At 68.2% G+C, this 25603-nt stretch carries 24 protein-coding genes; 12 read left to right on the top strand and 12 right to left on the bottom strand.

Going from position 1 to position 25603, the window contains the following annotated elements; genetic code table 11:
- Positions 1-4: 4 nt before the first annotated feature.
- On the top strand, positions 5-919 hold the full coding sequence (locus BM360_RS08735) for an alpha/beta hydrolase (protein ID WP_093313386.1): 915 nt from the start codon (positions 5-7) through the stop codon (positions 917-919).
- Positions 920-932: 13 nt separating this feature from the next.
- Here BM360_RS08735 and BM360_RS08730 read toward each other — a convergent pair whose 3' ends face one another.
- Complete coding sequence (locus tag BM360_RS08730; RefSeq protein WP_093313384.1) at positions 933-1289, bottom strand: winged helix-turn-helix transcriptional regulator; 357 nt, start codon at positions 1287-1289, stop codon at positions 933-935.
- A gap of 98 nt (positions 1290-1387) precedes the next feature.
- Between BM360_RS08730 and BM360_RS08725 the strand changes: the two genes are divergently transcribed.
- The 6 genes from BM360_RS08725 (at position 1388) to BM360_RS08700 (ending at position 8745) form a co-directional block, all read left to right on the top strand.
- Positions 1388-2215, top strand: a complete 828-nt coding sequence (locus tag BM360_RS08725) for an SDR family NAD(P)-dependent oxidoreductase (protein WP_093313382.1) — start codon at positions 1388-1390, stop codon at positions 2213-2215.
- Between the two features lie 22 nt (positions 2216-2237).
- The gene (locus BM360_RS08720) at positions 2238-3134 is read left to right on the top strand and encodes an NAD-dependent epimerase/dehydratase family protein (RefSeq protein ID WP_093313380.1); all 897 of its coding nucleotides are present in this window, start codon (positions 2238-2240) and stop codon (positions 3132-3134) included.
- Between the two features lie 48 nt (positions 3135-3182).
- Positions 3183-3872, top strand: a complete 690-nt coding sequence (locus BM360_RS08715) for a TetR/AcrR family transcriptional regulator (protein ID WP_093313378.1) — start codon at positions 3183-3185, stop codon at positions 3870-3872.
- A 27-nt stretch (positions 3873-3899) separates the two neighbouring features.
- A complete protein-coding gene (locus tag BM360_RS08710; protein WP_242653376.1) occupies positions 3900-5129 on the top strand; it encodes a cytochrome P450 in 1230 nt (409 codons plus the stop codon).
- A gap of 89 nt (positions 5130-5218) precedes the next feature.
- Positions 5219-6970, top strand: a complete 1752-nt coding sequence (locus BM360_RS08705; protein WP_093313944.1) for an N-acyl-D-amino-acid deacylase family protein — start codon at positions 5219-5221, stop codon at positions 6968-6970.
- 26 nt (positions 6971-6996) lie between these two features.
- Entirely contained in the window at positions 6997-8745 is a 1749-nt protein-coding gene (locus BM360_RS08700) for an N-acyl-D-amino-acid deacylase family protein (RefSeq protein WP_093313942.1), read from the top strand.
- A 98-nt stretch (positions 8746-8843) separates the two neighbouring features.
- Here BM360_RS08700 and BM360_RS08695 read toward each other — a convergent pair whose 3' ends face one another.
- The gene (locus tag BM360_RS08695; protein ID WP_093313376.1) at positions 8844-9614 is read right to left on the bottom strand and encodes an SDR family NAD(P)-dependent oxidoreductase; all 771 of its coding nucleotides are present in this window, start codon (positions 9612-9614) and stop codon (positions 8844-8846) included.
- A 207-nt stretch (positions 9615-9821) separates the two neighbouring features.
- On the opposite strand from BM360_RS08695, the gene BM360_RS08690 reads away from it, so the two are divergent.
- On the top strand, positions 9822-10796 hold the full coding sequence (locus BM360_RS08690) for an NADP-dependent oxidoreductase (RefSeq protein ID WP_242653415.1): 975 nt from the start codon (positions 9822-9824) through the stop codon (positions 10794-10796).
- 19 nt (positions 10797-10815) lie between these two features.
- Here the strand turns inward: BM360_RS08690 and BM360_RS08685 are convergent, their stop codons facing one another.
- From BM360_RS08685 to BM360_RS08665, 5 genes are all read right to left on the bottom strand, one after another.
- A complete protein-coding gene (locus tag BM360_RS08685; RefSeq protein ID WP_093313374.1) occupies positions 10816-11541 on the bottom strand; it encodes an SDR family NAD(P)-dependent oxidoreductase in 726 nt (241 codons plus the stop codon).
- 94 nt (positions 11542-11635) lie between these two features.
- Positions 11636-12532, bottom strand: a complete 897-nt coding sequence (locus tag BM360_RS08680; RefSeq protein ID WP_093313372.1) for a Coq4 family protein — start codon at positions 12530-12532, stop codon at positions 11636-11638.
- Positions 12533-12643: 111 nt separating this feature from the next.
- Positions 12644-15100: a TonB-dependent receptor gene (locus BM360_RS08675; protein ID WP_093313362.1), complete on the bottom strand. Its 2457-nt coding sequence runs from the start codon at positions 15098-15100 to the stop codon at positions 12644-12646.
- A gap of 339 nt (positions 15101-15439) precedes the next feature.
- Positions 15440-16189 carry a helix-turn-helix domain-containing protein gene (locus tag BM360_RS08670; RefSeq protein ID WP_093313360.1) on the bottom strand — a complete coding sequence of 250 codons (750 nt, stop codon included), beginning with the start codon at positions 16187-16189 and terminating at the stop codon, positions 15440-15442.
- A gap of 156 nt (positions 16190-16345) precedes the next feature.
- The gene (locus BM360_RS08665) at positions 16346-16804 is read right to left on the bottom strand and encodes a nuclear transport factor 2 family protein (protein WP_242653375.1); all 459 of its coding nucleotides are present in this window, start codon (positions 16802-16804) and stop codon (positions 16346-16348) included.
- Between the two features lie 170 nt (positions 16805-16974).
- Here BM360_RS08665 and BM360_RS08660 point away from each other — a divergent pair, with 170 nt between their 5' ends.
- From BM360_RS08660 to BM360_RS08650, 3 genes are read left to right on the top strand one after another with little or no spacing between them, the layout of a single operon-like run.
- Positions 16975-17763 (top strand): SDR family NAD(P)-dependent oxidoreductase, encoded by a 789-nt coding sequence (locus tag BM360_RS08660; protein ID WP_093313358.1) that lies wholly within the window; start codon positions 16975-16977, stop codon positions 17761-17763.
- On the top strand, positions 17760-18530 hold the full coding sequence (locus BM360_RS08655) for an SDR family NAD(P)-dependent oxidoreductase (protein WP_341350584.1): 771 nt from the start codon (positions 17760-17762) through the stop codon (positions 18528-18530). Before BM360_RS08660 ends, BM360_RS08655 begins: the two co-directional genes overlap by 4 nt.
- A gap of 37 nt (positions 18531-18567) precedes the next feature.
- Positions 18568-19344: an SDR family oxidoreductase gene (locus BM360_RS08650; RefSeq protein ID WP_093313356.1), complete on the top strand. Its 777-nt coding sequence runs from the start codon at positions 18568-18570 to the stop codon at positions 19342-19344.
- A gap of 106 nt (positions 19345-19450) precedes the next feature.
- On the opposite strand, the gene BM360_RS08645 is transcribed toward BM360_RS08650, so the two are convergent.
- From BM360_RS08645 to BM360_RS08635, 3 genes are read right to left on the bottom strand one after another with little or no spacing between them, the layout of a single operon-like run.
- Complete coding sequence (locus BM360_RS08645; protein ID WP_093313354.1) at positions 19451-20197, bottom strand: SDR family NAD(P)-dependent oxidoreductase; 747 nt, start codon at positions 20195-20197, stop codon at positions 19451-19453.
- A complete protein-coding gene (locus BM360_RS08640) occupies positions 20197-21030 on the bottom strand; it encodes a sugar phosphate isomerase/epimerase family protein (RefSeq protein WP_093313352.1) in 834 nt (277 codons plus the stop codon). The genes BM360_RS08645 and BM360_RS08640 overlap by 1 nt, the downstream gene beginning before the upstream one ends.
- Positions 21027-23306, bottom strand: a complete 2280-nt coding sequence (locus BM360_RS08635; RefSeq protein ID WP_093313350.1) for a TonB-dependent receptor — start codon at positions 23304-23306, stop codon at positions 21027-21029. Before BM360_RS08635 ends, BM360_RS08640 begins: the two co-directional genes overlap by 4 nt.
- A gap of 149 nt (positions 23307-23455) precedes the next feature.
- Between BM360_RS08635 and BM360_RS08630 the strand changes: the two genes are divergently transcribed.
- On the top strand, positions 23456-23920 hold the full coding sequence (locus BM360_RS08630; protein WP_093313348.1) for a nuclear transport factor 2 family protein: 465 nt from the start codon (positions 23456-23458) through the stop codon (positions 23918-23920).
- A 24-nt stretch (positions 23921-23944) separates the two neighbouring features.
- Here BM360_RS08630 and BM360_RS08625 read toward each other — a convergent pair whose 3' ends face one another.
- Positions 23945-24481 (bottom strand): nuclear transport factor 2 family protein, encoded by a 537-nt coding sequence (locus tag BM360_RS08625; RefSeq protein ID WP_093313346.1) that lies wholly within the window; start codon positions 24479-24481, stop codon positions 23945-23947.
- Positions 24482-24506: 25 nt separating this feature from the next.
- The gene (locus BM360_RS08620) at positions 24507-25580 is read right to left on the bottom strand and encodes an alkene reductase (RefSeq protein ID WP_207544568.1); all 1074 of its coding nucleotides are present in this window, start codon (positions 25578-25580) and stop codon (positions 24507-24509) included.
- Between the last annotated feature and the right edge of the window lie 23 nt (positions 25581-25603).

The following is a 25603-nucleotide window of genomic DNA, read 5'->3' as shown; positions in this document are numbered from 1 at the left end:
TAGAATGATCGATCCGGTTTTGCAGCAAATGTTGGCGGCGATGGCGGCAAGCGGCTTCGCGCTGCCCGAGCCGATGACGGCGACATCGATGCGCGCGGCGCTGAACAACCCGATGCCCAAGCCGCCCGTCGAGGTGGCCGAGGTGCGCGACGTGACGGTGTCGGGGGCGGCCGGGCCGATTGCGGCGCGGCTCTATCACCCCGCGCCCGGCACCGTGCTGCCGCTTGTCGTGATGCTGCATGGCGGCGGCTGGGTGATCGGCACGCTGGACACGCATGACGGCCTGTCGCGCATCCTGGCGCGCGATTCCGGCTGTGCGGTGCTGTCGCTCGACTATCGCCTCGCGCCCGAGCATCCCTTCCCCGCGCCGCTCGACGATTGCCTTGCCGCCATTGCCGAGCTGCCGAGCCGCGCCGCCGAGTTCGGCGTGCGGGCGGACCGCTACGGCGTGACGGGCGACAGCGCGGGCGGCAATCTGGCTGCCGCGGTGGCGCTGGCGCTGAAGGGCAAGCCGAACGCGCCCGCCGCGCAGGTGCTGCTCTATCCGGTGATCGACAGCGATTTCGACACGCCTTCCTACCGCAATCTGGGCGAGGCGGGCGCGATGCTGACGACGGGCATGATGCGCTTCTTCTGGAACGCCTATGTCGGCGACGAGGACCCGCATCACCTGGCCGCCCCCCTGCGGGCGGAGGACGTGAGCGGCCTGGCGCCCGCGACGATCATCCTCGCCGGCAACGATCCGCTGCATGACGAGGGCTTTGCCTATGCGGTGAAGCTGCGGGAGGCGGGCGTGCCGACCGATTTGCACGATTTCTCGGGCGGCATTCACGGCTTCGCCAGCTTCTTCGGCGTGGCGCCGATCGCGGATCAGGCGGTGGCGCTGGCAGCGGGCGCGCTGAAGCGGCTGCACGGCTGAGCGGGTGCGGCGGTCAGCCCTTCTCGCCGGCCGCCGCATCGGAGCGGGTGCGCGCTGCCTCCAGCGCGTCGATATTGTCGCGCGTCCAGGCGCACACCACGCTGGCGGCGGCGAGGAAGCTGCGGCCGAGATCGGCCAGCGCATATTCGACCTGCGGCGGCGCGGTTGGCAGCACGGTGCGCGTGACCATGCCGTGCCGCTCCAGCTGGCGGAGCGTCTGCGTCAGCATCTTCTGGCTGATCGGCGCGGTGCGGCGGCGCAGATCGGAGAAGCGCAGCGGCCCTTCGCCCAGCACATAGACGACGAGCAGGGTCCACTTGTCGCCGACCAGATCCATCACCTCGAGGGTGAGTGCGCGATAATCGGCCATGTCATGGTCTCCAAAGGATACCAGGGTTCCGTAAGGTGCCTTGTTGCCATTGGTAAGTGCCAAATCTAACCCTCCGGCAAAATCAAGGAGCAGGGTGCATGTTCGACTTCACGGGCAAGGCGGTGCTGGTGACGGGCGGCGGCGCGGGCATCGGCCGCGCGACGGCGGAGGCGTTCGCGGAGGCCGGCGCGAAGCTGGCGATCATCGAGATTGACGAGGGTCGCGCGGCGGACGCGCAGGCGGCACTGGGCGAGGATGCGCTGGTGATCGTCGGCGACGTGACCGATGCCGGCGTGGTCGCCAAGGCCGCGGCGGCGATCGAGGCGAAGCATGGCGGCCTCGACGTGCTGGTCAACAATGTCGGTGACTTCCTGAACCTCGCCAAGCCGTTCGCGCGGCAGAATGCGGACGAGATTGCCCGCCTCTACGCGACCAACCTCGGCCAGGTGTTCAGCGTCACCTCCGCCATGCTGCCGCTCCTGAAGAGGCGGGGTGCCGGCAGCAGCATCGTCTCCGTCTCGTCGATCGAGGGTTTTCGCGGCATTCCCAATTGCGCGGTCTATTCGGCGTGCAAGGCGGGCCTGCTCGGCTTCACCAAGAGCCTCGCGCTGGAGCTGGCGGCGGACGGCATCCGCGTGAACCTGATCGCGCCGGAGACGACCGACACGCCGCAGGTGCCCGTCATGGCGATGGTGTCGGAGGAGAATGCCAAGCACATGCAGACGTGGATCCCGCTCGGCCGCTTCGGCCGGCCGCAGGACATGGCGGACGGCATCCTGTTCCTCGCCAGCGACAGGGCGGCATGGATCACCGGCACCGCGCTGAACATCGACGGCGGCGCGCTGGCGGCATCGGGCTGGTATCGCGACGAGCGGGGCGTGTGGACCAACATGCCGATCATCAAGGGCAATGGCCTCGGTTTCTGACAAACAAGCGGAGGGGAAGAGCATGAAGATCCTGATCGTCGGCGGCGCCGGCATGATCGGCGGGCGCACCGCGCTGCACCTGCAATCCAAGGGCCATGACGTGACGATTGCGGGGCGCAATCCGCCGCTGCCCGATACGCCGCTGGGCAATTTGCCGTTCAAGCGGGTGGATTACATGGATGCCGATGCATCCGTGTTCGACGGCTTCGACGCGCTCGTCTTCGCCGCGGGCAACGACATTCGCCACATCCCGCAGGGCGAGGATGACGGCTATTGGCACCGCGTCAATTCGCTCGGCATCCCGGCCTTCTTCGCCAAGGCGAAGGCGGCGGGGATCAAGCGCGCGGTGAATGTCGGCAGCTACTACCCGCAGGCGGCACCGCATCTCGTCGAAGGCAATGCCTATATTCGCTCGCGCAAGGAATCGGACGAGGGCGTGGCCGCGCTGGCGGACGAGAGCTTCGTCGCGTGCAGCGTCAATGCGCCGTTCGTCGTCGGCACCGTGCCCGGCCTGCCGCTGCCGATGTTCATCGCCTACACCCATTATGCGCAGGGCAAATATGCGCCGATGCCCGAATTCGTGCCGCCGGGCGGCGTCAACTTCATCTCCACCCAGTCGCTGGCCGAAGCGGTGGAGGGTGCGCTGGAGCGGGGGGCGCCGGGCGGCTCCTATCTCGTCGGTGACGAGAATCTGACGTGGCAGGATTATTTCGGCGCCTTCTTCGAGGAGGTCGGCCGCGAGAAGCCGGCCGTCGTCGATCAGGAGCATCCGATGCTGCCCGACAGCGCGATGCCGTTCGGCCGCGGCAACAAGCTCTATTACGAGCCCGATGCCGAGGAGACGAAGCTGCTCGGCTATCGCCGGGGCGACATCCGCCCGGCGATTGCGGAGATCGTGGCGCAGTTCAAGGACGTGTGATGCCGCTCCCCGCTTGATCGCGTGGCCCCGAGCGGCCACGGAGCGGGGATGGCCGATCATGATCCCGTCGCAGCATCGCCCGCCCGGGGCGTCGGCCGTCCCCGGCGGCTGACGCTCGAGCGGCTGCTCGACACCGCCATCGCCATGGGGCTGGCGGAGATCAGCATGAAGGAGCTGGCGGCGCGCCTCGGCGTCGGGATCGCTACGCTCTACCGCTATGTCGAGAGCCGCGACGCGCTGATCCGGCTGGCGGCCGGGCGGCAGGCGGCGCGCGCCGCACCCGCGGATACGGGCCAGGACTGGGCGGCGCTGGTGCGCGATTATGCCGCGGCGCTGTTCAGCTCGCTCGGGCAGGAGCCGGCCCTGGTGGTCGGCTTCCTCGAGGCGCGCTGGGGCATCGCCGTCGAGCTGGAGTTCGTCGACGGCTTCCTCGGCGCGATGGCGGCGCGCGGGGTGCCGGGGCCGCAGGCGATGTCGCTTTACCGCGCGATGGCCAAGATCGTGCTGGGCGCGGCGGTGGCATCGGGCCATTTCGCCGCGCTGGCGGCGCGCGGCACCGGGCAGGCGCGCGAGCTGGGCGCCTCGCTTGACGCGTTCGACGAGGACGAGCTGCCGCATCTGCGCGCGGCCGCCGCCGATTATGCCGACGAGGAAGCGGCGAGCGACTGGCGCGCGCCGCTGGATGCGGTGCTGCGCGATGCGGCCATTCGATTTGCGGGGCTGCCCGAAATTCGATAAACCGGTTCCGTTATGACGGAGATGCCGATGGCCAGCCAGATCGACGCGCGCCGCACCGCCTTCGGCCGCTTGCCCGAAACCTGCCCGGTGGAGCAGGATGCCGACGGCGTGTGGCACGTCCGCAGCTTCGCCGCGGCGCGCCAGCTGCTGCGCGGCGATCAGACGCGGCAGGCCGGCTTCAAGGCGGAGCTGGTCGAGCGGCTGCCGGAAAAGGGCAAGACGCCGATCCTGTTCCTGGAAGGCAAGCTGCACCACGAGCAGCGCCGCCTGACCGCGCCCTTCTTCACGCCGCGCGCTGTCGACACGCGCTATCGCGGGCTGATGGCGGGCCTGGCGGACGGCGTGCTCGGCCGCTTCACCGCGGCGGGGCGGGGGGAGCTGAGCGCCATGGGGATGGAGATGGCGGTGGGCGTTGCCGCGCAGGTGGTGGGGCTGACCGACAGCCGGGTGCCGGGGCTCGATCGCCGCATCAACGCCTTCTTCGCCGGCGGGCTGGACGACACGGGCGGGCGGCTGCGGCGGACGTGGAGTGCGCTTGTCGCGCAGGCGCGGCTCCTGCGCTTTTACTGGCTGGACGTGCGGCCCGCCATCGCGGCGCGGCGCAAGGCACCCCGAGAAGACGTCATCTCGCACCTGCTGGCAGGCGGATACAAGGGCAGCGAGATCCTGACCGAGTGCATCACCTATGCCGCGGCCGGCATGGTGACGACGCGCGAGTTCATCACCGTCTGCGCCTGGCACCTGCTGGAGAATGACGCGGTGCGCGCGCGCTACCTCGCCGCGGACGAGCCTGCGCGCCATGCGCTGCTGGAGGAGATATTGCGGCTGGAGCCGGTGGTCGGCACCCTGTTCCGCCGCACCACGGCCGAGGTAGCCCTGGGCGACGATGCAAGCGGGGGGGCGGCGATCCCCAAGGGCGCGCTGGTGGCGGTGGATCTGCGCGCAGTGAATGCCGATCCGGCGGTGAGCGGGGAGGCGCCGCTGACGCTCAATCCCGATCGCTGCCCGGCGCACCGCGCGGGCGCACCGGTGATGAGCTTCGGCGACGGGCATCATCGCTGCCCGGGATCGTTCCTGGCGATCCAGGAGACGGATATCTTCCTGATGCGCCTGCTGGCGATCCCCGGTCTCCGGCTCGAGCGCGATCCCAAGGTCGGCTGGAACGACCTCGTCACCGGCTACGAACTGCGCGAGGCGTGGCTGACCTGTGACGCCGCGAGGGATCAGCAGGCGAGCCGAACCTCCGCCAGCGGGTGATCCCGCCGCGACGGCTGCGATTGCCGCTGCGGAACCATGCGCATAGCCTTTCCCCATCAGACCAGAAGATGGCGGACAAGGAGCGGGACATGGCGGATATGCTGATCCGGGGCGGTACGGTGGTCGACGGAACCGGCGCGAAGGGCTTTGCGGCGGACGTGCGCATTTCGGGCGATCGCATCGCCGAGGTGGGGCAGGGGCTCCAGCCGCGCGACGGCGAGGAGGTGTTCGATGCGACCGGCTGCACCGTCGCGCCGGGCTTCATCGAAGGCCACACGCATTACGATGCGACGATGTGGTGGCAGCCGGATCTCGATCCGCTGCCCGGCGTCGGCGCGACGACGGTGATCACCGGCAATTGCGGCTTCACCGCGGCGCCCATGTCCGACGACAAGGATGCGCAGCTGGAGATGGTGAAGATCTTCTCCTTCTTCGAGGATATCCCGCTCGAGCCTTTCCTGAAGCATGTGCCGTGGGATTGGCGCAGCTGGTCCGAATATAAGAAGTCGGTGAAGGAGAAGGTGCGCCTGCCGCTGAACAATGCGGCGTTCGTCGGCCACATCGCGATCCGCATGGCGGCGATGGGCCTCGATGCGTGGAAGCGCCCCGCCACTGCGGAGGAGCGCGCCAAGATGGCGGTGATGCTGGAGGATGCGCTGGCGAACGGCGCGCTCGGCCTGTCCACCAACCTGCTCGACCATGACGGCGAGAACCGGCCAATCCCGACCTTGGTGGCGGACGATGCGGAATTTTCGGCGCTGTTCGACGTGCTGGAGCGTTATCCGTCGACCACCTTCCAGTGCATCATCGACGTGGCGCTGATGCGCGACACGGGCCCGGCGCAGACCGACCGCATGGCCACCCTGCTGAAGGGCCGGGGCATCCGCGTGCAGCTGACCGGCGCGATCCCGACGGTCGCCTATCAGAAGTATCTGCTCCAGCCGATGCGCGACCGGGTGGAGCAGATGCGCAAGGACGGCATCGACGTGTGGCCGGGCTATGCCCACGTGCCGCTGACCGGCCAGCTCAGCCTCTACAAGTCGCTGATCTTCGCCCAGTCGAACGATTATGTCTGGCACGAAGTGGTGCTGGCGGACGGCGCCGAGGCCAAGGAAAAGCTGCTGCGCGATCCGGAGTGGCGGGCGCGTGCCCGCGAGAGCTGGGACACGCAATGCTATCCGCAGTCGCCGATGAACAACCCCAAGATGCTGCTGCTGACCAAGCTCGGCTCGGACAACGGCACGGGGCCGTTCGGCACGCTGCACGATTATGCCGAGGAGCGCGGGCTGCACCGCTCGGACGCGATGGCCGACTGGCTGCTGGCGAACGGCGTGCTGTCCACCGTGCGCATGGCGCCGTTCGACATGGACGACGAGGTGGTGCTGGAGATGATCCGCGATCCCAAGACCGTCGGCAACATCACCGATGCGGGCGCGCATCTGCAGATGCTGTGCGGCGGCGGCGAGAACCTGATCTACCTCACCAAATATGTCCGCGACCAGCAGGCGATCAGCCTTGAGGAAGCGGTGCACCAGATGACGGGCAAGCTGGCCGACCACTTCCACCTGACCGACATCGGCCGCATCGCCGAGGGCAAGCGCGCCGACGTGGTCGTGTTCGACTTTGCCGAAGTGCAGCAGCACGACATGGAAAAGGTGTACGACGTCACCGACGGCAAGGGCGGGATTACCTGGCGCTATACGCGGCAGGCCGCGCCGATGAAGCTGACGCTGGTGAACGGCGAGGCGATCTTCCGCGACGGCGCCTACACCGGTGCGAAGCCGGGCGCCTTCCTTGAGCCCGCCAACGAATCCGCACCGGTCGCCATCGCGGCCGAGTGACGCACAGACTGCAAGGAGAGACGATCATGAGCGACATGCTGATCCGCGGTGGCACCGTGGTGGACGGCACCGGCGCCAAGGCCTTCGACGCCGACGTGCGCGTGGTGGACGGCCGCATCGCCGAGGTGGCGCCCGGCCTCACCCCGCGTGCGGGTGAGGAGGTGTTCGACGCCAAGGGCTGCTACGTCACGCCCGGCTTCATCGAAAGCCACACCCATTATGACGCGACCATGTGGTGGCAGCCCGATCTCGATCCGCTGCCCGGCAATGGTGCCACGACGGTGATCCTCGGCAATTGCGGCTTCACCGCCGCGCCGCTCTCCAAGGAAAAGGCCGCGCAGCTGGAGATGATCAAGATCTTCTCCTTCTTCGAGGACATTCCCCTGAAGCCCTTCCTCCAGCATGTGCCGTGGGACTGGGAGAAGTGGTCCGAATACAAGGCCTCGATGGCGAAGAACGTCCAGATTCCGACCAACTACGCCGCCTTCGTCGGCCACATCGCGCTTCGTCTCGCCGCCATGGGCACCGAGGCGTGGGAACGCGCCGCGACCCCGGACGAAGTGGCGAAGATGGCCGAGCTGCTGGAGGATGCGCTGGCGGCGGGTGCGCTCGGCATGTCCGACAATCTGCACGACCATGACGGCGACGATCGCGCCATCCCGACCCTGCTGGCGGACGATGCCGAGTTCGAGGCCCTGTTCTCGGTGATGCAGCGCTACCCCGGCACGACCTATCAGTGCATCATCGACACGTTCATGCGGAAGACCGGCCCCGAGAGCCTCGAACGGCTCGGCCGCCTGACCAAGGGCCGCGGCATCCGCATGCAGATTGCCGGCGCGGTACCGACGCTGGAATTCCAGAAGGACATCCTGCCCAAGCTCCAGGAAACGCTCGGCCGCCTGCGGGCGGAAGGCGCGGACATCTGGCCGGGCTATGCCCACGTCTCGCCGACGAGCACGCTCAGCCTGATCAAGTCGCTGATCTTCGCCCAGTCGAACGATTATGTCTGGCACGAGGTGGTGCTGGCGGAATCGCACGAGGAGAAGGCACGCCTGCTCGCCGATCCGGAGTGGCGCGCGCGGGCCCGCGAGAGCTGGGACACCAAGGCGTGGCCGCATTCGCCGATGAACAACCCGCAGGACCTGTTCCTGCTGGACAGCGAGAATGGCGCCGGCCCCGTCGGCGGCACGCTGAAGGAGTTCGCCGACAGCCGCGGGCTGCACCGCTCCGACGCGATGGCACAGTGGATCCTCGAGAACGGCACCAAGTCCACCGTCCACATGGCGCCCTTCCCCAAGGATGAGGAGCTGACGATCAAGCTGATGCTCGATCCGAAATCGGTCGGCAACATCTCGGATGCGGGCGCGCACCTGCAGATGCTGTGCGGCGGCGGCGAGAACATCCTGCTCTTCACCAAATATGTGAAGGACGGGCTGCTGACGCTGGAGCAGGCGATCCACGTCAAGACGGGCAAGCTGGCCAACTTCTTCGGCCTGCACGACACCGGCGAAGTGAAGGCCGGGCGCCGCGCGGACCTCGTCGTGTTCGATCTGAACGAGATCCGCTACCGCGACATGGAAAAGGCGTTCGACGTGCCGGATGGCGACGGCGGCACGACGTGGCGCTTCACCCGCCAGGCAGCACCGATGCGGCTGACCCTGGTCAACGGCGTGAAGACCTATGCCGACGGCCAATATACCGGCAACCGCCCGGGCACCTACATCAACCCGACTGAAGCGCCGGCCGAGGCGCGGGTGATGGAAGCCGCCGAATAACAGGGGGCACGCCGGCGCTCCTCCCGGTCGCGGGAGGGGCGCCGGGCGGTGCAGGGGACGGCGCGGGCAGCCAGGGGGCTGTCCGCGCCGTCTTCGTCTCAGACGCCGAAGCCGCCGGCGACCGAGATGGTCTGGCCGGTGATGTAATTGCCCGCATCGGAGGCGAGGAACACCGCGGTGCGGCCGATATCCTCCGCCTTGCCCCAGCGCTTGATCGGCAGCATCGCCTTCACCGCGCTCTCCCACGCCTCGTCGAAATAGCCCTCCGCCTGGCCGACCTTGAACTGGCCTGCGTCGATCACGCCGACGAGGATGGAATTGGCGCGGATCTCGTGCACGCCTTCCTCCTTGGCGATGCCCTTGATCAGCGCCTCGTTGCTGGCCTTGGGCGCGACCGACAGGCCGTCGAGATGCGGCCACCAATCGTGGCCCGCCGAGCCCAGATGGACGAACGAACCGCCGCCGCTGCTGCGGAAGTGCGGCAGCGCGGCCTTCACCGCGTGGAAGAAGCCGAACACCTCGATCTCCATCGACTGGCGGAACTGCTCGTCGCTCCAGTCGGCGATCGGCACCTGCGCGACGATCGGCCCCGCCCCCCAGACGACGGTGTGGACGCGGCCATGCGCGGCGACGGCATCGGCGAAGGCGGCCTCCACCGCAGCGCGGGTCCGCACGTCGGCCTGGTGGATGCTCGCCTGGACGCCGTGCGCGCGCACCGCCTCGGCGGCGGCTTCGGCCACGTCCTGCTTGGAGCGGTAGCAGATGGCGACGTTGCTGCCCGCCTTGGCGAACTCGGCCGCGACGCCCTTGCCGATGCCGCCGCTGCCGCCGAACACGATCGCGGCGCCTGCGGGAAATGCCTTGTCCATCCTGTTGCCCTCCTCTGCCTCTGGTTCTGGCCGCCTGCCGGAAGAGACGGGCGCTGTCCAGATTTGCGGAGGGACGAACCGGCCCGTGATGCGCATCCTCTATTCAGAGTGGCGAGAGTGGCTCGGAATGCGGTGTCTCAAGCTTGACAATGCGCCGACGCCCCGTCCTTTCTCCGCCGGGCAATAGGGGAGGTTGGCGTGGCGACGATGCGGGCGATGGTGATCGACGGCTTCGGCGGGCCCGAGGTGCTGCACGAGGGCGAGATCGAGCGGCCGTCCGCACTGCCGGGGCAGGTGGTGGTCAAGGTCGCTTATGCGGGGGTGAACCCGGCCGACTGGAAGGCGCGCGAGGGCTGGCTCGCGCGCTATTTCGACTATCGTTTCCCGTTCGTCGTCGGCTTCGACGCTGCGGGCACTATCGCCGAGGTGGGCGAGGGCGTGGACGATCTGCGCGTCGGCGACCGCGTGGTCACCGCCAGCAACCAGGGCCGCGGCGAGCGGGGCAGCTATGCCGAATATGTCGCTTCCGATCGCGAGCGGGTGGTGCGCCTGCCGCCGCAGATCGGCTTTGCCGAAGCGGCCTCGATGCCCACCGCGGGCATGACCGCGTGGGAAGCGGTGGTGGAGCAGGGCGAGGTGCGGCCGGGCGCGCGCGTCGTCGTCCATGGCGGGTCGGGCGGCACGGGCAGCTTCGCCATCCAGATCGCGCGTATGATGGGCGCGCGCGTGGCAGCGACCTGCGGGCCGGCGAGCCTCGATTATGTCCGTGCGCTCGGCGCGGAGCTGGCGGTGGATTATCGCCGCGGCCGGGTGGCGGAGGAACTGCGTGCGTGGGCGCCGGAGGGCGTCGATCTCGTCGTCGACACGGTGGGGCAGGGCACCTTCCTTGAGGCGGTGGATCTGGTGCGGCCCGGCGGCGTGATCGCGCCCATCGGCACGCTGATCGCCGACGAGCCGGCGCATGGCGGGCCAGAAGCGGCAACAAGGGGCGTGCATGTCCGTCCGACCGTGTCGACCTTCGCCAATCAGCCGCGGCAGCTGGCCGCTCTGGTGGAAGCGATGGTGGCGGGGCGGATCCGCGCGCCCGAGATCAGCGAGATGGCGCTGACGGAGGCGGCGGAGGCGCAGCGCCGCGTCGCCGACGGCCATGTCCGCGGCAAGATCGTGCTGCGGGTCGGCTGACGCGCAGCGGCGCGCGCGGTCACCAGGCCTTGGGGCCGTCCTCGTCGAAGAAGCCGCCGGTTGGGCACGCCTCACCCATCGTGGCGTAGCGGAGGACGACGACTGCGCCCTCCGCAGGCCCGCGCGTGCCCATGAAGTGGCTGAGCGCGCTCTTGACGAGGCCGGGGCAGACGGCGTTCACGCGGATGCCGCGGCCGTGCAGGTCGTTGGCGAAGAGCACGGTCATGGCGTTCGCCGCCGCCTTGGACAGGCAATAAGCGTAAGGCAGGTAGGGCGCCTGGGCGAGCGGGCTTTCGGGATCGGTCATCGCACCGACGGTGCCGGCGCCGCTGGTGACGTTGACGACGCGGGGTGAGGCCGACTTTTCCAGCAGCGGCACGGCGAGGCGGATCAGCTGCGCGGGGCCATGGACGTTGGTCTGCATGGCGATGTCGGTTTCGGCACGCGGGCTGGCGAGCGCGCCGCCGCCGCCGGGGGCGATGCCGGCATTGTTGACCAGTATGTCGAGCCAGCCATGCTCTCCCGCGATCCGGTCGACCGCCGCGGCGAGCGTCGCCTCGTCGAGCAGGTCGATGTGGATGGGGCGGACGTCGCCCGTCGCGGCGAGCTCTGCGGCGGCGGTTTCACCCGCGGCCATGTCGCGGCTGCCGAGATAGACGGTCATGCCTGCGGCGGCGAGGCCGCGCACCGTCTCGAAGCCGATGCTCTTGTTGGCGCCGGTGACGAGCGCGATCTTGCCGTCCATCGATACGGTCCCTCCAGACAGGCGAAAGCCCCTCCCCCTTGCAAGGGAGGGGCTGTTCTGCCGCGATCCGCCTCCACGCAGAGGCGGCGCGTTCTTACTCCGCGGCCTGAGCGGTCTGGCCGTGATCGTCGTTGGCGGGGCGTGGGTCCTCGCTGACGGCGGTGGTCCAGGTCCACTCGCCGGCGGGCGGCGGGTTGGTGATGCCGAATTCCTCGCGAATGTCGCTGACCTGATGGTCGAGATAGTCGCGGAAGGGGATGAGGAAGAGCGGGTGCTTCCACGCACGGCCCTGCGCGGCGCCGATATCCTCGGCGTCCAGCTCGACCTTGTAGGCCTCGGGGTAGAACAGGCCGCTCTTCATCGTCGTCTTGGCCTTGAGATAGGCCGACACGCGGTTGAAGAAGGCGGCGAGCTCGGGCTTGAAGTAAGCGTAGAGCGCACGGGCATTGGCAGCGAGCAGAGCGACCTCACCGGCGTGGTTCGTCTCGAACCCGGTGATCATGTGCTCGATGTCGTGCGTGTGCGTCCGCTCCTTCATGTAGAAGTCGAAGTCGGTCTTGATCTCCATTCCCTGGTAGAAATGGTCCATGTTGTAGCCGCTGTTGACGACGAAATCATGGATGACGGCGCGGAGCGTGCCGGGCTTGGGGTCCTTCAGCTCGTCGAGCGTGAAGAGCGAGATCTTGCGGCCGTCCAGCCAGTTCTTGAAGAGCGGCAGGCGCGCTTTTTCTTCCTCGAACAGCTGGAAGATGCGCGGCCAGTCCTCCAGCTCCATCAGGATCTTGACGACGTTGGGGATGAAGGCGGTGTTGGGCAGGTCGGCGCCGTTCCGGCGCAGCATCTCCTGCGCGATCAGCGTGCGGAGTTCCGCATGGTTGAGATAGGGCGACGAGCTGATCAGCGTCGAGCTCTCGGTCGTGAAGCCGGGCCCTGAGCCGTTATAATAAGCGAAGTCGGCCTCGCTCACCTTCGATGCGATGTCGTTGTCCATGCTCGCTCTCCTGACCTGGCCCGCGCAGCCGTCGCGCCGGTGCCGTCACGTTTCGGAACGTAACTCCGAATTGTCGCCGGGGCAAGCCGCGCCCGCCCCGGCAACGCTCCGTCAGAAGGCGAAGCCGAGCTCGACGCCGTAGGTGCGGCCACGCTCATAGGTGCCGACCAGCGACAGGACGGGCGCACCGAAGGAGACATAGCGTTCGTTGAAGATGTTCTGGCCGAACACCGACAGCGAGGCGCGCGCGCCGCCGACCGGAATGTCGACAAGGCCGAGGCGCCCGTCCACCAGCCAGTAGCCCGGGCGACGGTTGAACTCCTCGAGCACTTCCTGGCCCGCAAGGTTCAGGAGCGGCGTGGAGGTGAGGAAGTAACGGCTGCGATAGCGGCCTTCCAGCCGGCCCTGGAGGTGGCCGACATTGCCGATGTCGGGCGAGTCGTACTGGACGGCGGCGCGGCCGGTCCACACCGAATTGTAGGTGGTGCGCGCCACGTCGGCCACTTCGCGACCGGCGAGGACGAAGGTGTCGTAATCGAGATCGGAATAGCCGACGCTGCCGCTGATCACGAGGCCGCGCACCGGCGCGATCTCGGTCTCCACCTCGAAGCCCTTGATCTTGGCCTTGCCGGCATTGTCGAACGCCTGCCGACCGTTGATGAAGTTCTGCGTCTGCAGATCCTTGTAGTCGCTGTAGAAGACGGCCGCGTTCAGGCGGACGCGATTGTCGAACAGCTGCGTCTTGGCGCCCAGTTCGTAGGAAACGAGCGTCTCGGGCTTGTAGGGGATACCGCTCAAAATGCCGCCCGCGACATAGCCGGACGAGATCTTGCCATAGACGGTCGACTGCGTGGTCGGCCGCCACGTGACGATGCCGGTATAGTTGATCTTCTGATAGCTGACCTTGTAGTCGCCCGTGCCCAGCACCGCGCCCTGGCCTCCGGAAATGGCGCTGATGATCAGCTCGCGATCGTCGATCGTGCCGCGCAGGCCGCCGGTGATGTCAAGCGTGTCGGTCAGGTGGAAGGTCAGCTGGCCATAGCCCGCGATCGAATCGTTGATCGAGCGCGTGCTGGTGACGCCGCTGCCGAACGCATTGTCGAACGGCAGGGGCACGATGGTGCCGTTGATCGACGGTTCGAGGATGCCGAGGATGTCGTCGGCAGGCGAATTCTCGTGGAAATAGAAGACGCCGGCGGTCAGCTCGAAGCTTTCGCCGTCCAGCTGGAACTGCACTTCCTGGCTGAACTGTTCCTGCCGGGTGCGGCGTGCGGTGAGCAGCGAGAAGAAGGTGTCGTTCGCGCCCGGGCGTGTCCCGAGCGTGGCGAGCCCCGCCTGGTAAGCGGCGATTTGCGCCGGTGTCGCGTCCGGCCCTGGTGGCGGCGTGATCAGCGCGCCGAACTGCGCCGCGCTCAGCCGCAGGCCACCTGTCGCCGCGAGATCGAAGATGTTCGGATCCTGCTTGAACTTGCGGAAGGCGGTGATGCTCTTGACCGTGAAATTGTCGGTCGCGTTGACCGACAGCGTCAGGCTGTGGCCCTGCGTCACCACATGCTCCTCGCTCGACGCGGAGGCGATGGCGGGGAGGCGCGTGGCCGAGATGTTGGTGATGCCGCCGAACGCCGGCTGCAGCGCGACGATCGGCCCGAGGATCTGGCCCGACTGGTCGGGGATCACGCCGAAGCTCTGCATGCCGCGGCCGGTGCTGCGCGCGTCGGTATAGTCGAAGCGGTAATCGGCGGTGAGATTGCCGAAATCGCCGCGGATCGCCAGCTGGCCGCCATCGATGTTCCGGCCGCCGAGCTTCTTGGAGAAGGTCTGCGTGCCGAAGGCGGGGATGCGCAGCCCGAGATTGATCGACCGGCCGCCGATCAGGTTCCGGTAATCGCCCTCGATCTCGTCATGGAGATAGGCGATCTTGACGGAGAAGGGGCCGAAGGCGGGCAGATCCAGCACCGCCTTGCCGCGCAGCTGGTTGTAATTGCCGTAGGAGCCGGTGGCGCGCAGGCCCCATTCGCCTTTCGGCGTCGCCGAGACGAGGCTGATCGCGCCTGCGGTCGCGTTGCGGCCGAACAAAGTGCCCTGCGGGCCGCGCAGCACCTCGACGCGCGCGATATCCGCCAGGTCGAAGATCGAGCCGACGGTGCGGCCGATATAGACGCCGTCGAGATAGATGCCGACCTTGGGATCGACCGCATTGTTCGACACGCCCGAGGCGACGCCGCGAATGGCGATGGACGGATTGGATTGCAGGCCCTGCGTCTGAATCTGGAGGCTGGGGGCGATGCCGGCGAGGTTCTTGACGTTGGTCACGCGCAACTGGTCGAGCTGCTCGCTGCTGATCGCGGTGACCGCCACCGGCACCTTCTGCAGGCTTTCCTCGCGGCGCTGCGCGGTGACGACGATGTCGGCAAGGCCGACCTGGCCGTCGGGCTGCGCGGGCGGGGCGGCCTCGGCGGCAGTGGGCGGAGCGACGGTGACCGGCCCCTGGCCGGCCACCTGGGCGATGGCGGCGGAGCCGAAGCTGGAAACGCCGGCGAGCGCGAGCGCGTAGAGCGAGATGCGCATTAAGTTCCTCTCCTGGATCGATGCTTGTCGATGTCTTCGGGCGATCGGGTGCCGTCCGCCGCATCCCGGTCAGGATGTGGCGAGCGTGGTGTGTGGCGCCGTGCATCGGGGGCGAACAGCCGCTGTTCCGGTCTGCCGCCCACGGTATCGAATTGTCAGGTTCCGCAGCCTCGCTGCATCGATCATCCCCCCTCGTCTTTTCGGGCCTGCGTTCCCACAATGCCATTTCCGCTACGCATGTTGCGCATCCGGACCACTAGGGAACAGGAAAACAGGGCCTCGCGTCAAGAGTAGAGTTGGCGAAAGCTGGAATCTGATCAAGAAAAGTCCATGTTCGCCTCAAGGGCGGATCAGCGGCACCATCGAACGCGCCACTGCCAGCACGGCATGCCACTCCGCCGGCAGCGTGGCGCTGCGGCGATCCTCGCTTTCGATCGCCTGGATGTCGCGGCGGAACGCCTCGATCCGCTCGCGCAGCCGCGCGACGCCGAGCGGGGACAGCTTCACCGTCGCCGCGCCGAAGATCGTCTCCGGATCGCCGAAATCGACGGCGGTGAACAAGGGCTTCATGTGCCGCTCGAAATGGCGGCGCATCGGTGCGCGCTGCCAGGCATGTTCGGGGCGCAGCCGCGCGCGCACGCGCCCGCCGGGCAGCCGGTCGACCAGCGCTAGCCGCTCGAGCCGCTCGACATGGCGGTCCACCGTCTCGGGCGCGATGTGGAAGCCGGCGGTCGCCTCCTCGATCGGCCAGCCGTTGAGGATGAGGAAGAACACCGTCGACAGGTTGGAATCGCGGGTCAGCGCCTCCTCCTGCGCCAGCGTCAGGTGGTCGGCGGCGTCGGGAGCGAGGCGCGCCGCGTCGGTCAGCTCGGCCAGGCTGGTCTGCGCCAGCGCGCACAGCCGGCCGAGCGTGGCGAAGCCGAGGCCCCGGCCGTGCAGCCAGCGTTTGACGGTGGCGGTGCCGACCTCCAGCTCGGTGGCGAGACGGGCCTGCGTCCAGCCGGCGCTGCGCAGCGCACGGCGCAACGCCGCCAGCACCGCCGCCCCCTCCGCATCAAGAGGATCACCTGCTGCTGGCTCGAGTATCATCTTCTGATCCGCTTCTGCACGCCGGGCGCGACGTGCGCTCCGCCGTCCGCCTACATCTTTCCGCGATGGTTATCCGGGGCTTGTGGCGCCAGTCCGGGACCATCCCTCAACCTGGTCCGGTCGCGGCGTGCCCGCGGCCGGATCCATTTCCCGGCCTCAGCGATGCTCCAGCTTGATGCGGGTCAGCCGCGAGGCGGAGATCAGCCAGCGATCCCCCTGCTTGACGTAGCGGTCCTCATAATGGCCCCAGCCGTGCATTCGCCCCGGCGGCAGGATGGCATGGCCTTCCGGAATCCACAGCCAATCCTCCATCGACCACACCGCCTGCGCTTCCGTCGGCGACAGGATGTCGATGCGCGGCATGTAGCCGAAATGGGCGGTGGTGACGCCTTCCAGCACATAGGCCACGCCGCCGACGAACTCGGCCGCATCATGATGCAGCAGCGACGGATTGTGCGGCTGAACCGACTCCCGCATGTCGACCACCGGGTTCGGCGTGAACACCGCACGCAGATCGTTCCAATGCTGGCCGTCGACGCAACGGAAATATTCGGCCTTGGCGCGCTTCACGCCCTCGATCGCCAGCAGCATGTCCAGCGGTGCCATCTCGCTCATCGCGTCTTCCTCTCCCCGGAATGCGGCATCGTGTGGCCGCGTCGGGGGCACGCTAAATCCAGCAGGTTGCAGAACCAAGCTTGAAATCCGCAACGCATTGCCTGAAACACCCGCCAACCGCAGCGAAGCTTGCGTAGGCACCGGGAAGATCCGGTTCGAAGGAGGGGCGTATGGCGAGACTGGCAGGCAAGGTCGCGATCATCAGCGGCGGGGCGCAGGGCATGGGTGCCGCCACCGCCCGGTTGTTCGCCGCGGAAGGCGCCAAGGTGGTGCTGGGCGACATTCTGGAAGACAAGGGCCGCGCCGTCGCCGCCGAGATCGGCGACGCCGCCTTGTTCATGAAGCTGGACGTGCGCTCCGAAGAGGATTGGCAGGCGATCGTCGCCGCCGCGACGGAAAAGTTCGGCAAGCTCGACATCCTCGTCAACAACGCCGCCGTCGTCCATTTCGGCGCGGCCGACCAGATGAGCAAGGCGGATGCCGAGCGGGTGCTGGGCATCAACGTCATCGGCACGATGATGGGCGTGAAGCATGCCGTTCCGGCGCTCAAGGCGAACGGCAAGGGCGTGATCGTCAACATCTCGTCGGTCGACGGCCTGCGCGGCTGCAACGGCCTGACCGCCTATACCGCCAGCAAGTGGGCGGTGCGCGGCATCACAAAGTCCTACGCCTTCGAGTTCGGCCCGTTCGGCATCCGTGTCGTCTCGATCCATCCGGGCGGCGTGAATACGGAGATGGGCAATCCCGGCAACGAGGCGGCCGAGACGGTGAATGCGCGCAGCTTCCGCCGCGTGCCGCTGCAGCGGATCGGCGAGCCGGAGGAGATCGCCCGCGCGACCCTGTTCGTCGCGAGCGACGAGGCGAGCTACATCTCCGGCGCCGAGATCGCCGTGGATGGCGGCTGGACGGCGGGCCATTACGAGCCGGCGCTGCCCAATTGCGCGCCGGGGCTGGCGTGAGCGCCGCCGCGATGCTCGCGGGCAAGGTCGCGCTCGTCACAGGCGCAGGGCAGGGCGTCGGCCGCGGCATCGCGCTGGCGCTGGCGGAGCGCGGCGCGACGGTGGCGGTCGCCGGCCGCACGCTGTCCAAGGTGGAGGCGGTCGCCGCCGAGATCACCGAGGCGGGCGGCACCGCGCGCGCCTTCGCCTGCGACGTCAAGGATGCCGCTTCGCTGGACAAGCTGGCGGCGGATACGGCGGCGGCGCTGGGCGGCATCGCCATCCTCGTCAACAATGCGCAGGAAGTGCCGCTCGGCCCCATCCTGTCGGTCAGCGACGAGGCGTTCGAGGCGGGCTTCGTCTCCGGCCCGCTCGCCACGGTGCGGCTGATGCGCGCCTGCCACCCGCATCTGAAGGCGGCGGGCGACGGCGTGATCGTCAACCTGTCGAGCTCGGCCACAAGGCGCTGGGACATGGCGGGCTATGGCCATTACGGCGCGGTGAAGCGCGGCATCGAATCGCTGACGCGCGCGGCCGCGGCGGAATGGGGGCCGGACGGCATCCGCGTGCTGGCAATCGCGCCCCATGCCGACTCCCCCGGCCTCAAGGCATGGATCGCCGCGCGACCGGCGGAGGCGGAAGCCTTTTTCCAGACGATCCCGCTCCGCCGGATCGGCACGTGCGAGGCCGATATCGGGCGCGCGGTGGCGGCGATGTGCGGGCCGGACTTCGCCTATCTCACCGGCGCGATCGTGCCGCTGGACGGCGGCCAGGCCAATTTCGCCTGACCACCTGACGACCATAATGAAGGAAGAGGATTAGCGCATGCTGCTGAAGGACAAGGTGATCGTGATTTCGGGTGTCGGCCCGGGCATGGGTCAGTCGCTCGCCAAGATCGCCGCGGCGGAAGGTGCCAAGGTCGGCCTCGGCGCGCGCAACCAGGCGTTCCTCGATCAGGTGAAAAGCGAGATCGAGGCGGCGGGCGGCCAGGCCGTCGCGCTCTCCACCGACATCGGCAACATGGACCAGTGCCGCGCGCTTGCCGATGCGACGCGGCAGGCGTTCGGCCGCATCGATGGCCTCGTCAACTCGGCCTATGCGCATGGCGACTGGAAGACGACGGACGAGGCCGATCCGGAAGAGTTCGCCTCCGTGTTCAACATCAACTGCGCGGGTGCGCTGCGCATGGCGCAGGCGTGCCTCTCCAGCCTGAAGGAAACGAAGGGCGCGATCGTCAACGTCTCCACCATGTCGACGGTAAACCCGTTTCCGGGCGAGGGCGCCTATTCCGCCGGCAAGGGCGGCATGAACGCGCTCACCCGCCACATGGCGAAGGATTTCGGCCGCCACGGCATCCGCGTCAACGTGACGCGCATGGGCTGGATCGGCGGTGCGCCGGTGTGGGGCCACATCGACCGCGAAGTCGCCGCCGGCCGCGACCGGGACGAGGTGATCGGCGAGATTGCCAGCCGCATCCCGCTCGGCATCATCCCCCCGGAGGAGGATTGCGCCAAAGCGGTGCTGTTCATGGTCTCCGACTATTCCAAGGTCGTGAACGGCGCATCGCTCGACGTGAATGGCGGCCAGTATATGGCGCCGTAAGAGGCGGCCGTTGCCGTTCGTGCTGAGCTTGTCGAAGCACTGTTCTTTCTTGCCGATGGCGAAGAAGAACGGCCCTTCGACAGGCTCAGGGCGAACGGGTTTTTAATCAGCCCGCGGTCTGCCCGCCATCCACCGGCATGGCGATGCCGGTGATCATCCGCGCCTCTTTGGAGGCGAGGAAGGCGACCGTGTCGGCGATGTCCTCGGGCTCCGCTTTGGCGCCCTCGTTCAGCCAGCCGGCGGAGCGCATCACCTGCGCCCAGTCGACCCCCGGCGCGGACGGTGCGGCGATCAGCGGCGTGTTGACGCCGCCCGGGCAGACGGCGTTGATCCGGACGCCGGTGTTGCAAAATTCCAGCGCCATCGCCTTGGTCAGCCCGACCACGCCATGCTTCGAGGCGACATAACCGGCATTGTAGGGCACGCCGACGAGCCCCGCAGCCGACGCCATGTTGACGATGCAGCCGCGCGTTTCGACCAGATGCGGCAGCGCCGCCTGGCTCATGAAGAAGACGCCGCCGAGATTGACGCCGATCATGCGCTGCCACCGCTCGACGGTGAAGTCGGCCACCGGCGCCATGTCGAGCACGCCGGCGATGTTGCACAGCACGTCGAGCCGGCCGTGCCGCTCGACGGTGGCGGCGACGATCTGCGCGCAGGCGGCGGGATCGGCGACGTCGAAGGGCTGCGCCTGCGCGGCCTCGCCGATCATCGCGGCGGTCTCCGCCAGACCCTCGGCGTTGCGATCGCCGATGACGACGCGCGCGCCCTCGCGTGCCAGCCGCACAGCGACCGCACGGCCGATGCCGGAGGCCGCCCCCGTCACGATCGCGCTCTTGCCCTCGAACCGCATCAAGCCTCTCCCATCATCCTGTCCAGTGCCGCGAGCCGCGCGAGCAGGGCGGCCTCACCCTCAACGCCGGGCCTCATCGCTTCCAGCTCCACCTCGATCAGCCCGGCGAAGCCGGTCCGCTCGATCATCGTGAACACGCCATGCCAGTCGACACTTCCCGCCCCCGGATCGATCCGGCCGGGCGCGTCGGCGATCTGGACGAGGCCGGGCGCCTCGGGCAGCGGGCCCGCGGGATCGTCTCCGGCGATCGCGATATGGCCGACATCGAAGGCGAGGCGCACCGCCGGGTGATCGGCGGCGGCGACGATCTCCTCCGCCTCGCGCACGCGCGTCACCAGCAGGCCGGGGATGAACGCCTCCGCCACCGGCTCGACGCAGAGCGTCAGGCCGCCCGCCGCCGCCGCATCGCCGACGCGCGCGAGGTTCGCGGCCATGGCGGCGCGCTGTTCGGCGCGCGGGCGGGCGGGATCGAAGCCGGTGACGCAGGTGGCGGTGCGGCTGCCCGCGCGCCGCGCCGCCGCGACGGCGCGTGCGACAACCGCGTCCTGCGCGGCGCGCGCCTCGGCATCGTCGCGGCTCCACAAGGGCGTCGCCCAGCCGGCGGGATCGAGCGCGAAGCTGCCAATCTCCAGACCGTGATCGGTCGCCAATCGGCCGAACGCTGCCTGCTCGGCCTCGCTCCTGAGGCAGAGGAAGTTGTCGAACACGCCGGCAAAGCCGTGCGCGGCGATCCAGGCGATCTGCTCCGCCGCGGACAAGCCCGCCGAGGCCATGAACAGCGGCCGGTCCGGCGCGCGGACGCCGAGGTGGGCGGCGAAGCGCAGCCGCCTCATCGCCGGATCGCCAGCGTCACCGAATAACGCCGGGGCTGCGTATAGAAGCCCTCGACGAAGCCGAAGCTGCTGCGCGCATCATAGCCGGCGGCAAGCACCTGCTTGTCGGTCAGATTGTCCACCGCGAAACGCAGCGACAGGCCGTTGGCCGGCAGCGCGAACTCCGCGCTGGCGTTCAGGATCACATTGTCCGGCGCGCGCAGGAAGGGCGAATTCTCGACATCGACGAACACCTCGCTGCGATAGGCGGCATCGACGCGGAAGGTGCCGTTCACCCGTTCGCTGAGCGGCGTCTGGATCACGCCGCTGAGGCTGCCGGTCAGGTCCGGCGCCTGCTTGGGCACGCGGCCGGACACGTCGGTCGGCACGCCGTTGATGACGCTGGTGTAGCGCAGATATTTGGCGTCGAGATAGCCGAGCGAGCCGACGAGGCTGAACGCGGGGGTGACGCGGACATTGCCCTCCAGCTCGACACCCTGGATGCGCGACTTGCCGGCATTTTCGTTGCGCACCACCAGCAGGCCGGTCGTCGGGCTGACCGTCGAGATGAGCAGCTGCTGGTCGGTATAATCGTTGCGGAAGACGGCGAGGTTGATCGTCGCGATGCGGCCGAAAGCGGTCTTGAGGCCAAGCTCGTAGGCGGTCAACTTCTCGGGATCGTAGCTGCCGATTTCCTCCACCGCGGTCGGGCGGCCGTTGAACCCGCCCGAGCGGAAGCCGCGCGACCAGGAGGCATAGCCGAGGATGGCGGGCGCGAACTTGTAGCTGAGCGAGGCACGCGGCGTGAAGGCGTTCCAGTCTTCCTTCAGCGTGTAGCTGGGCAGGCCGAACAGCAAGGGCTGGTTGCTGTAGATGCGCTGCGCGGCCTGGGCGAAGCGCTTCTTCTCATAGGTATAGCGGCCGCCGAGTTCGACGGTCAGCGCGTCGGTCAGGTCATAGGTGGCGTTGCCGAACAGCGCGTAGTTGGTCGTCGTCTGGCGATTGCGGAAGTCGATGTTGAAATCGAGTGCGGTGGCGAGCGCAGGATCGAAGCCCGCCGCGATCAGCGCGGGGTAGAGCCCGTCCGCCACCACCAGCCGCGTGTCGTCGCGCGTCCGCTCCCGAAAGGCATAGGCGCCGACGAGGATCTGGCCGCGATCCCCCAGATCGGTCGAGAGCTGGAGTTCCTGGCTGAGCTGGCGCGCGCCCTCGTCATGGAAGTCGCCGGCATAATTGACGCGCGACGAGGCGTCGCCGTCGCGGCCGAAGGCGGCATCGACATAGCGATAGCCGCTGATCGATTTCAGCGTGACGCCGCCGAGATCGGCCGACAGCGTCAGCGTGGCGTTGAAGGCATCGGTGTCGTCGCGGTTGAGCGAGGCGGTCGTATCCGTCCGGTCGATGCGCGTGTTCGCGGTGCAGCAGGGCCCAAGGAAGGTGGATTGCAGGCCGGAGAAGAAGCTCGGCTCGAACGCGATCAGGCTGTGCGCGGCGCTGTTCTGGCGGCGGCGCAGGCCGTCCACCGCCAGCACCGCATCGAAGCCCTCATTGTCGTAATGCAGCGTGGCACGCCCGGCGAGCACGTTGCGATTTCCGAGATTCTTGCCGGACGGCACCTTCTGCCACCCCTCGCCGAATTCGCCGAGGGCGGTCAGGCCGAAGGACAAGGTTTCGCTGAGCGGCGTTTCGACCAGCGCGCGGGCGCGGACGGTGTTGTAGCTGCCATAGCGCAGGTCCGCCTGCATGCGCGCCGTCTGGCCGGGGATGGAGGAGGTGACGCTGATCGCGCCGCCGATCGTGTTCTTGCCGAACAGCGAGCCCTGCGGCCCGCGCAGCACCTCGATCCGGTCGACGCCGAGAAGCTCGGTCGTCGCGCCGAAGCTGCGCGCGACATAGACGCCGTCGATATAGAGCGCGACCGCGGGGTCGGAGGTGATGATGAAGTCGTTTTCGCCGACGCCGCGGATGAAGGCGGAGACGCCGCCCGAATTGCCGCCCTGACCCGGTGTGAACTGGAGGTTGGGCGCGATCTGCGAGACCTGCGTCACGCTGTCGAGCCCGCGGCTGTCGAGCGCGGCGGCGCTGACCGCGGTGACGGCGATCGGCACGTCCTGCAGCCGCTCCTCGCGGCGGCGCGCGGTGACGACGATGTCGCTGCCGCCGGCACCTGCAACGTCCGCCGCGGGCGCCTCGGCCGGCGCAACGGGTGCGGGCAGCGCCTGCGCGTTCAATGCGGCGGGCAGCGCCGCCAGCGCGGTCGCGGTTGCGAGCCTGTTCGCGATGTGGCGCACGGCCATCCTCCCCCCTGATCCCTCTTGTTTCCGCGATCCTTGCGGCGATGCGCGACGCACTTCAAGCCTGTGGGCCACGCACCCGCCGGGGATTGCGCGACTTTCCTGCTTCTGCGATGCGATCAGGCAACAAGAATGAAGGCGGGAGAGATGCCATGATGTCGCTTCAGGAAATGTCCGATCGGCTGGAGATCCAGGATCTGTTCGCGCGCTACAGCTTCGCCATCGACGATCGCGATTATGACGCGCTCGACCGCGTGTTCACGCCCGATGCGACGATCGACTATAGCGAGACGGGCGGCGCCAAGGGCAGCGTGGCGGAGATCAAGCGCTGGCTGCCGGTGGCGATGAAAAAATTCCCCAAGTTCCAGCACATGGTGGCGACGACGCAGCTGACGCTGGACGGGGACAAAGCACGCAGCCGTACCATCCTGTTCAATCCGATGGTCCACGCCGATGCCGACGGCCGCGAGCACATCTTCTTCATCGGCCTGTGGTATCGCGACGAACTCGTCCGCACGGCGGACGGTTGGCGCATCGCCTCACGCTATGAGGAGATGGGCTATGCCTATGATGCGCCGACCAACATGGGCGAGATCCCGCCCATCCCGACCGCGTGATGCGGCCGGGCGGGCGGGCAGGCGTCAGGCGGGCTCGGTCCAGCGGATCAGGTGGCTGATGTCCGCCCGCTCGTGCGGCTTGCGGCCCTTGTCGGCGAGATAGTGGACGACGATCCGCTCGTCCTCGCGCACCGGCCGCTCCACCTCCATCACGCGATCATATTCGGTGTGCGCAATCTTCCAGCGCCCGTCCTGGCGGACATAGCGATCCCGGTAGATGGCCGAGCCGATGGTGAAGATGTTCTGCTCCAGCCGGATCGCGATATCTTCCAGATACCAGATGCCCTCGGCGGTATCGTCGCCGGTCAGCGTCAGGTCGGGCATGTGGCCATGATGCATGCCGACGAAGCCCGAATGGAAGCTGTTGGCAAGGAACTCAACCATGTCGGCGCGGCCGGACACCGTGACGCGGTAATCGCCGCCGCGATAATCGACCGTCACGTCGTCGGTGAACAGGGTATCCAGCAGCGCGACGTCGGCCGTGTCGATGCCGCGATAATAACGATGCTTCAGCGTGCGGATGTCCTCGAAATCGGACAATTGCTGCAGCGTGTAGGCCATGATGCCATCCTCTCCATGATCTTGTTCAGGCGGCGTTTTCGCCCTTCCAGCGGGGATAATCGGTATAGCCGGCTTCCTCGCCGGTATAGAGCAGGTCGCGCTTCTCGCGGGTGAGCGGGGCGCCGGCGCGAAAGCGTTCCACCAGATCGGGATTGCTGATGAACGGCCGCCCGAACGACACCGCATCCACCTGGCCCGCATCCAGCAGCGCCTGCGCGCTGTCGAGCTTCAGCGCATTGTTGGCGATGATCGCGCCCGACCAGCGCGGCCGCAGCAGCGCCAGCGCGTCGAGCTCGGGCGTCGGATAGTGGATGAGGTGGAGATAGGCGAGGCCGAGCGGCTCGGCCGCGTCGATCAGCGTGGCATAGGTCTCGGCCGGGTTGTCGTCCGCCATGTCGTTATAGGGATTGCCGGGGAAGATGCGGAAGCCGACGCGGTCCGCGCCGATCGCCGCGGCCATCGCCTCCAGCACCTCGACCGCAAAGCGCACGCGATTGGCCGCGCTGCCGCCATAGCGGTCAGTGCGCTTATTGCTGCCGGGGGAGAGGAATTGCATCGGCAGATAGCCGCTGGTGCAGTGCAGCTCGACCCCGTCGATGCCGGCGGCGCGGGCGTTGCGCGCGGCCTGCGCGAACTCCTCGACCACGCCGGCAATCTCCGCCGTCTCCAGCGCGCGCGGCATGACGGGCGCGGTCAGCGTGCCGTCCGGCCCGGCGATCGGCGCGGCCGAGGCAATGGCGGAGGGGGCGACCGTCTCGGCATCCGCATCTTTGTTGGCGGCAACCGCAGCGCGGCCGACATGCATGAGCTGCATCACGATCCGCCCGCCCGCGCCGTGCACGGCATCCGCCACCGCGCGCCAGCCCGCCACCTGCGCATCGCTGTGGATGCCGGGCGTGCGCCAATAGCCCTTGCCGACGCGGCTCGGCTGCGTGCCTTCGGTGACGATCAGGCCGGCGCTGGCGCGCTGGCGGTAATATTCGACCATCAGCCCGGTCGGCACGTCCCCCGGCCCGGCGCGGTCGCGCGTCATCGGCGCCATCACGATCCGGTTGGCCAGCTCAAGCGCGCCGAGCCGGACGGGTGAGAAGATGTCCATCACGCACTTTCCTGCAATTCGCC

The sequence above is a fragment of the Sphingomonas jatrophae genome, assembly GCF_900113315.1.
GTDB lineage: Bacteria > Pseudomonadota > Alphaproteobacteria > Sphingomonadales > Sphingomonadaceae > Sphingomonas_P > Sphingomonas_P jatrophae.
Note: the sequence above shows the minus strand (reverse complement) of the source record. Positions and strands in the feature narration are given on the sequence as shown.

Coding starts and splice junctions, on each gene's coding strand:
- BM360_RS08735 (WP_093313386.1), top strand. CDS start 5: ATGATCGATCCGGTTTTGCAGCAAATGTTGGCGGCGATGGCGGCAAGC.
- BM360_RS08730 (WP_093313384.1), bottom strand. CDS start 1,289: ATGGCCGATTATCGCGCACTCACCCTCGAGGTGATGGATCTGGTCGGC.
- BM360_RS08725 (WP_093313382.1), top strand. CDS start 1,388: ATGTTCGACTTCACGGGCAAGGCGGTGCTGGTGACGGGCGGCGGCGCG.
- BM360_RS08720 (WP_093313380.1), top strand. CDS start 2,238: ATGAAGATCCTGATCGTCGGCGGCGCCGGCATGATCGGCGGGCGCACC.
- BM360_RS08715 (WP_093313378.1), top strand. CDS start 3,183: ATGGCCGATCATGATCCCGTCGCAGCATCGCCCGCCCGGGGCGTCGGC.
- BM360_RS08710 (WP_242653376.1), top strand. CDS start 3,900: ATGGCCAGCCAGATCGACGCGCGCCGCACCGCCTTCGGCCGCTTGCCC.
- BM360_RS08705 (WP_093313944.1), top strand. CDS start 5,219: ATGGCGGATATGCTGATCCGGGGCGGTACGGTGGTCGACGGAACCGGC.
- BM360_RS08700 (WP_093313942.1), top strand. CDS start 6,997: ATGAGCGACATGCTGATCCGCGGTGGCACCGTGGTGGACGGCACCGGC.
- BM360_RS08695 (WP_093313376.1), bottom strand. CDS start 9,614: ATGGACAAGGCATTTCCCGCAGGCGCCGCGATCGTGTTCGGCGGCAGC.
- BM360_RS08690 (WP_242653415.1), top strand. CDS start 9,822: ATGCGGGCGATGGTGATCGACGGCTTCGGCGGGCCCGAGGTGCTGCAC.
- BM360_RS08685 (WP_093313374.1), bottom strand. CDS start 11,541: ATGGACGGCAAGATCGCGCTCGTCACCGGCGCCAACAAGAGCATCGGC.
- BM360_RS08680 (WP_093313372.1), bottom strand. CDS start 12,532: ATGGACAACGACATCGCATCGAAGGTGAGCGAGGCCGACTTCGCTTAT.
- BM360_RS08675 (WP_093313362.1), bottom strand. CDS start 15,100: ATGCGCATCTCGCTCTACGCGCTCGCGCTCGCCGGCGTTTCCAGCTTC.
- BM360_RS08670 (WP_093313360.1), bottom strand. CDS start 16,189: ATGATACTCGAGCCAGCAGCAGGTGATCCTCTTGATGCGGAGGGGGCG.
- BM360_RS08665 (WP_242653375.1), bottom strand. CDS start 16,804: ATGAGCGAGATGGCACCGCTGGACATGCTGCTGGCGATCGAGGGCGTG.
- BM360_RS08660 (WP_093313358.1), top strand. CDS start 16,975: ATGGCGAGACTGGCAGGCAAGGTCGCGATCATCAGCGGCGGGGCGCAG.
- BM360_RS08650 (WP_093313356.1), top strand. CDS start 18,568: ATGCTGCTGAAGGACAAGGTGATCGTGATTTCGGGTGTCGGCCCGGGC.
- BM360_RS08645 (WP_093313354.1), bottom strand. CDS start 20,197: ATGCGGTTCGAGGGCAAGAGCGCGATCGTGACGGGGGCGGCCTCCGGC.
- BM360_RS08640 (WP_093313352.1), bottom strand. CDS start 21,030: ATGAGGCGGCTGCGCTTCGCCGCCCACCTCGGCGTCCGCGCGCCGGAC.
- BM360_RS08635 (WP_093313350.1), bottom strand. CDS start 23,306: ATGGCCGTGCGCCACATCGCGAACAGGCTCGCAACCGCGACCGCGCTG.
- BM360_RS08630 (WP_093313348.1), top strand. CDS start 23,456: ATGATGTCGCTTCAGGAAATGTCCGATCGGCTGGAGATCCAGGATCTG.
- BM360_RS08625 (WP_093313346.1), bottom strand. CDS start 24,481: ATGGCCTACACGCTGCAGCAATTGTCCGATTTCGAGGACATCCGCACG.
- BM360_RS08620 (WP_207544568.1), bottom strand. CDS start 25,580: ATGGACATCTTCTCACCCGTCCGGCTCGGCGCGCTTGAGCTGGCCAAC.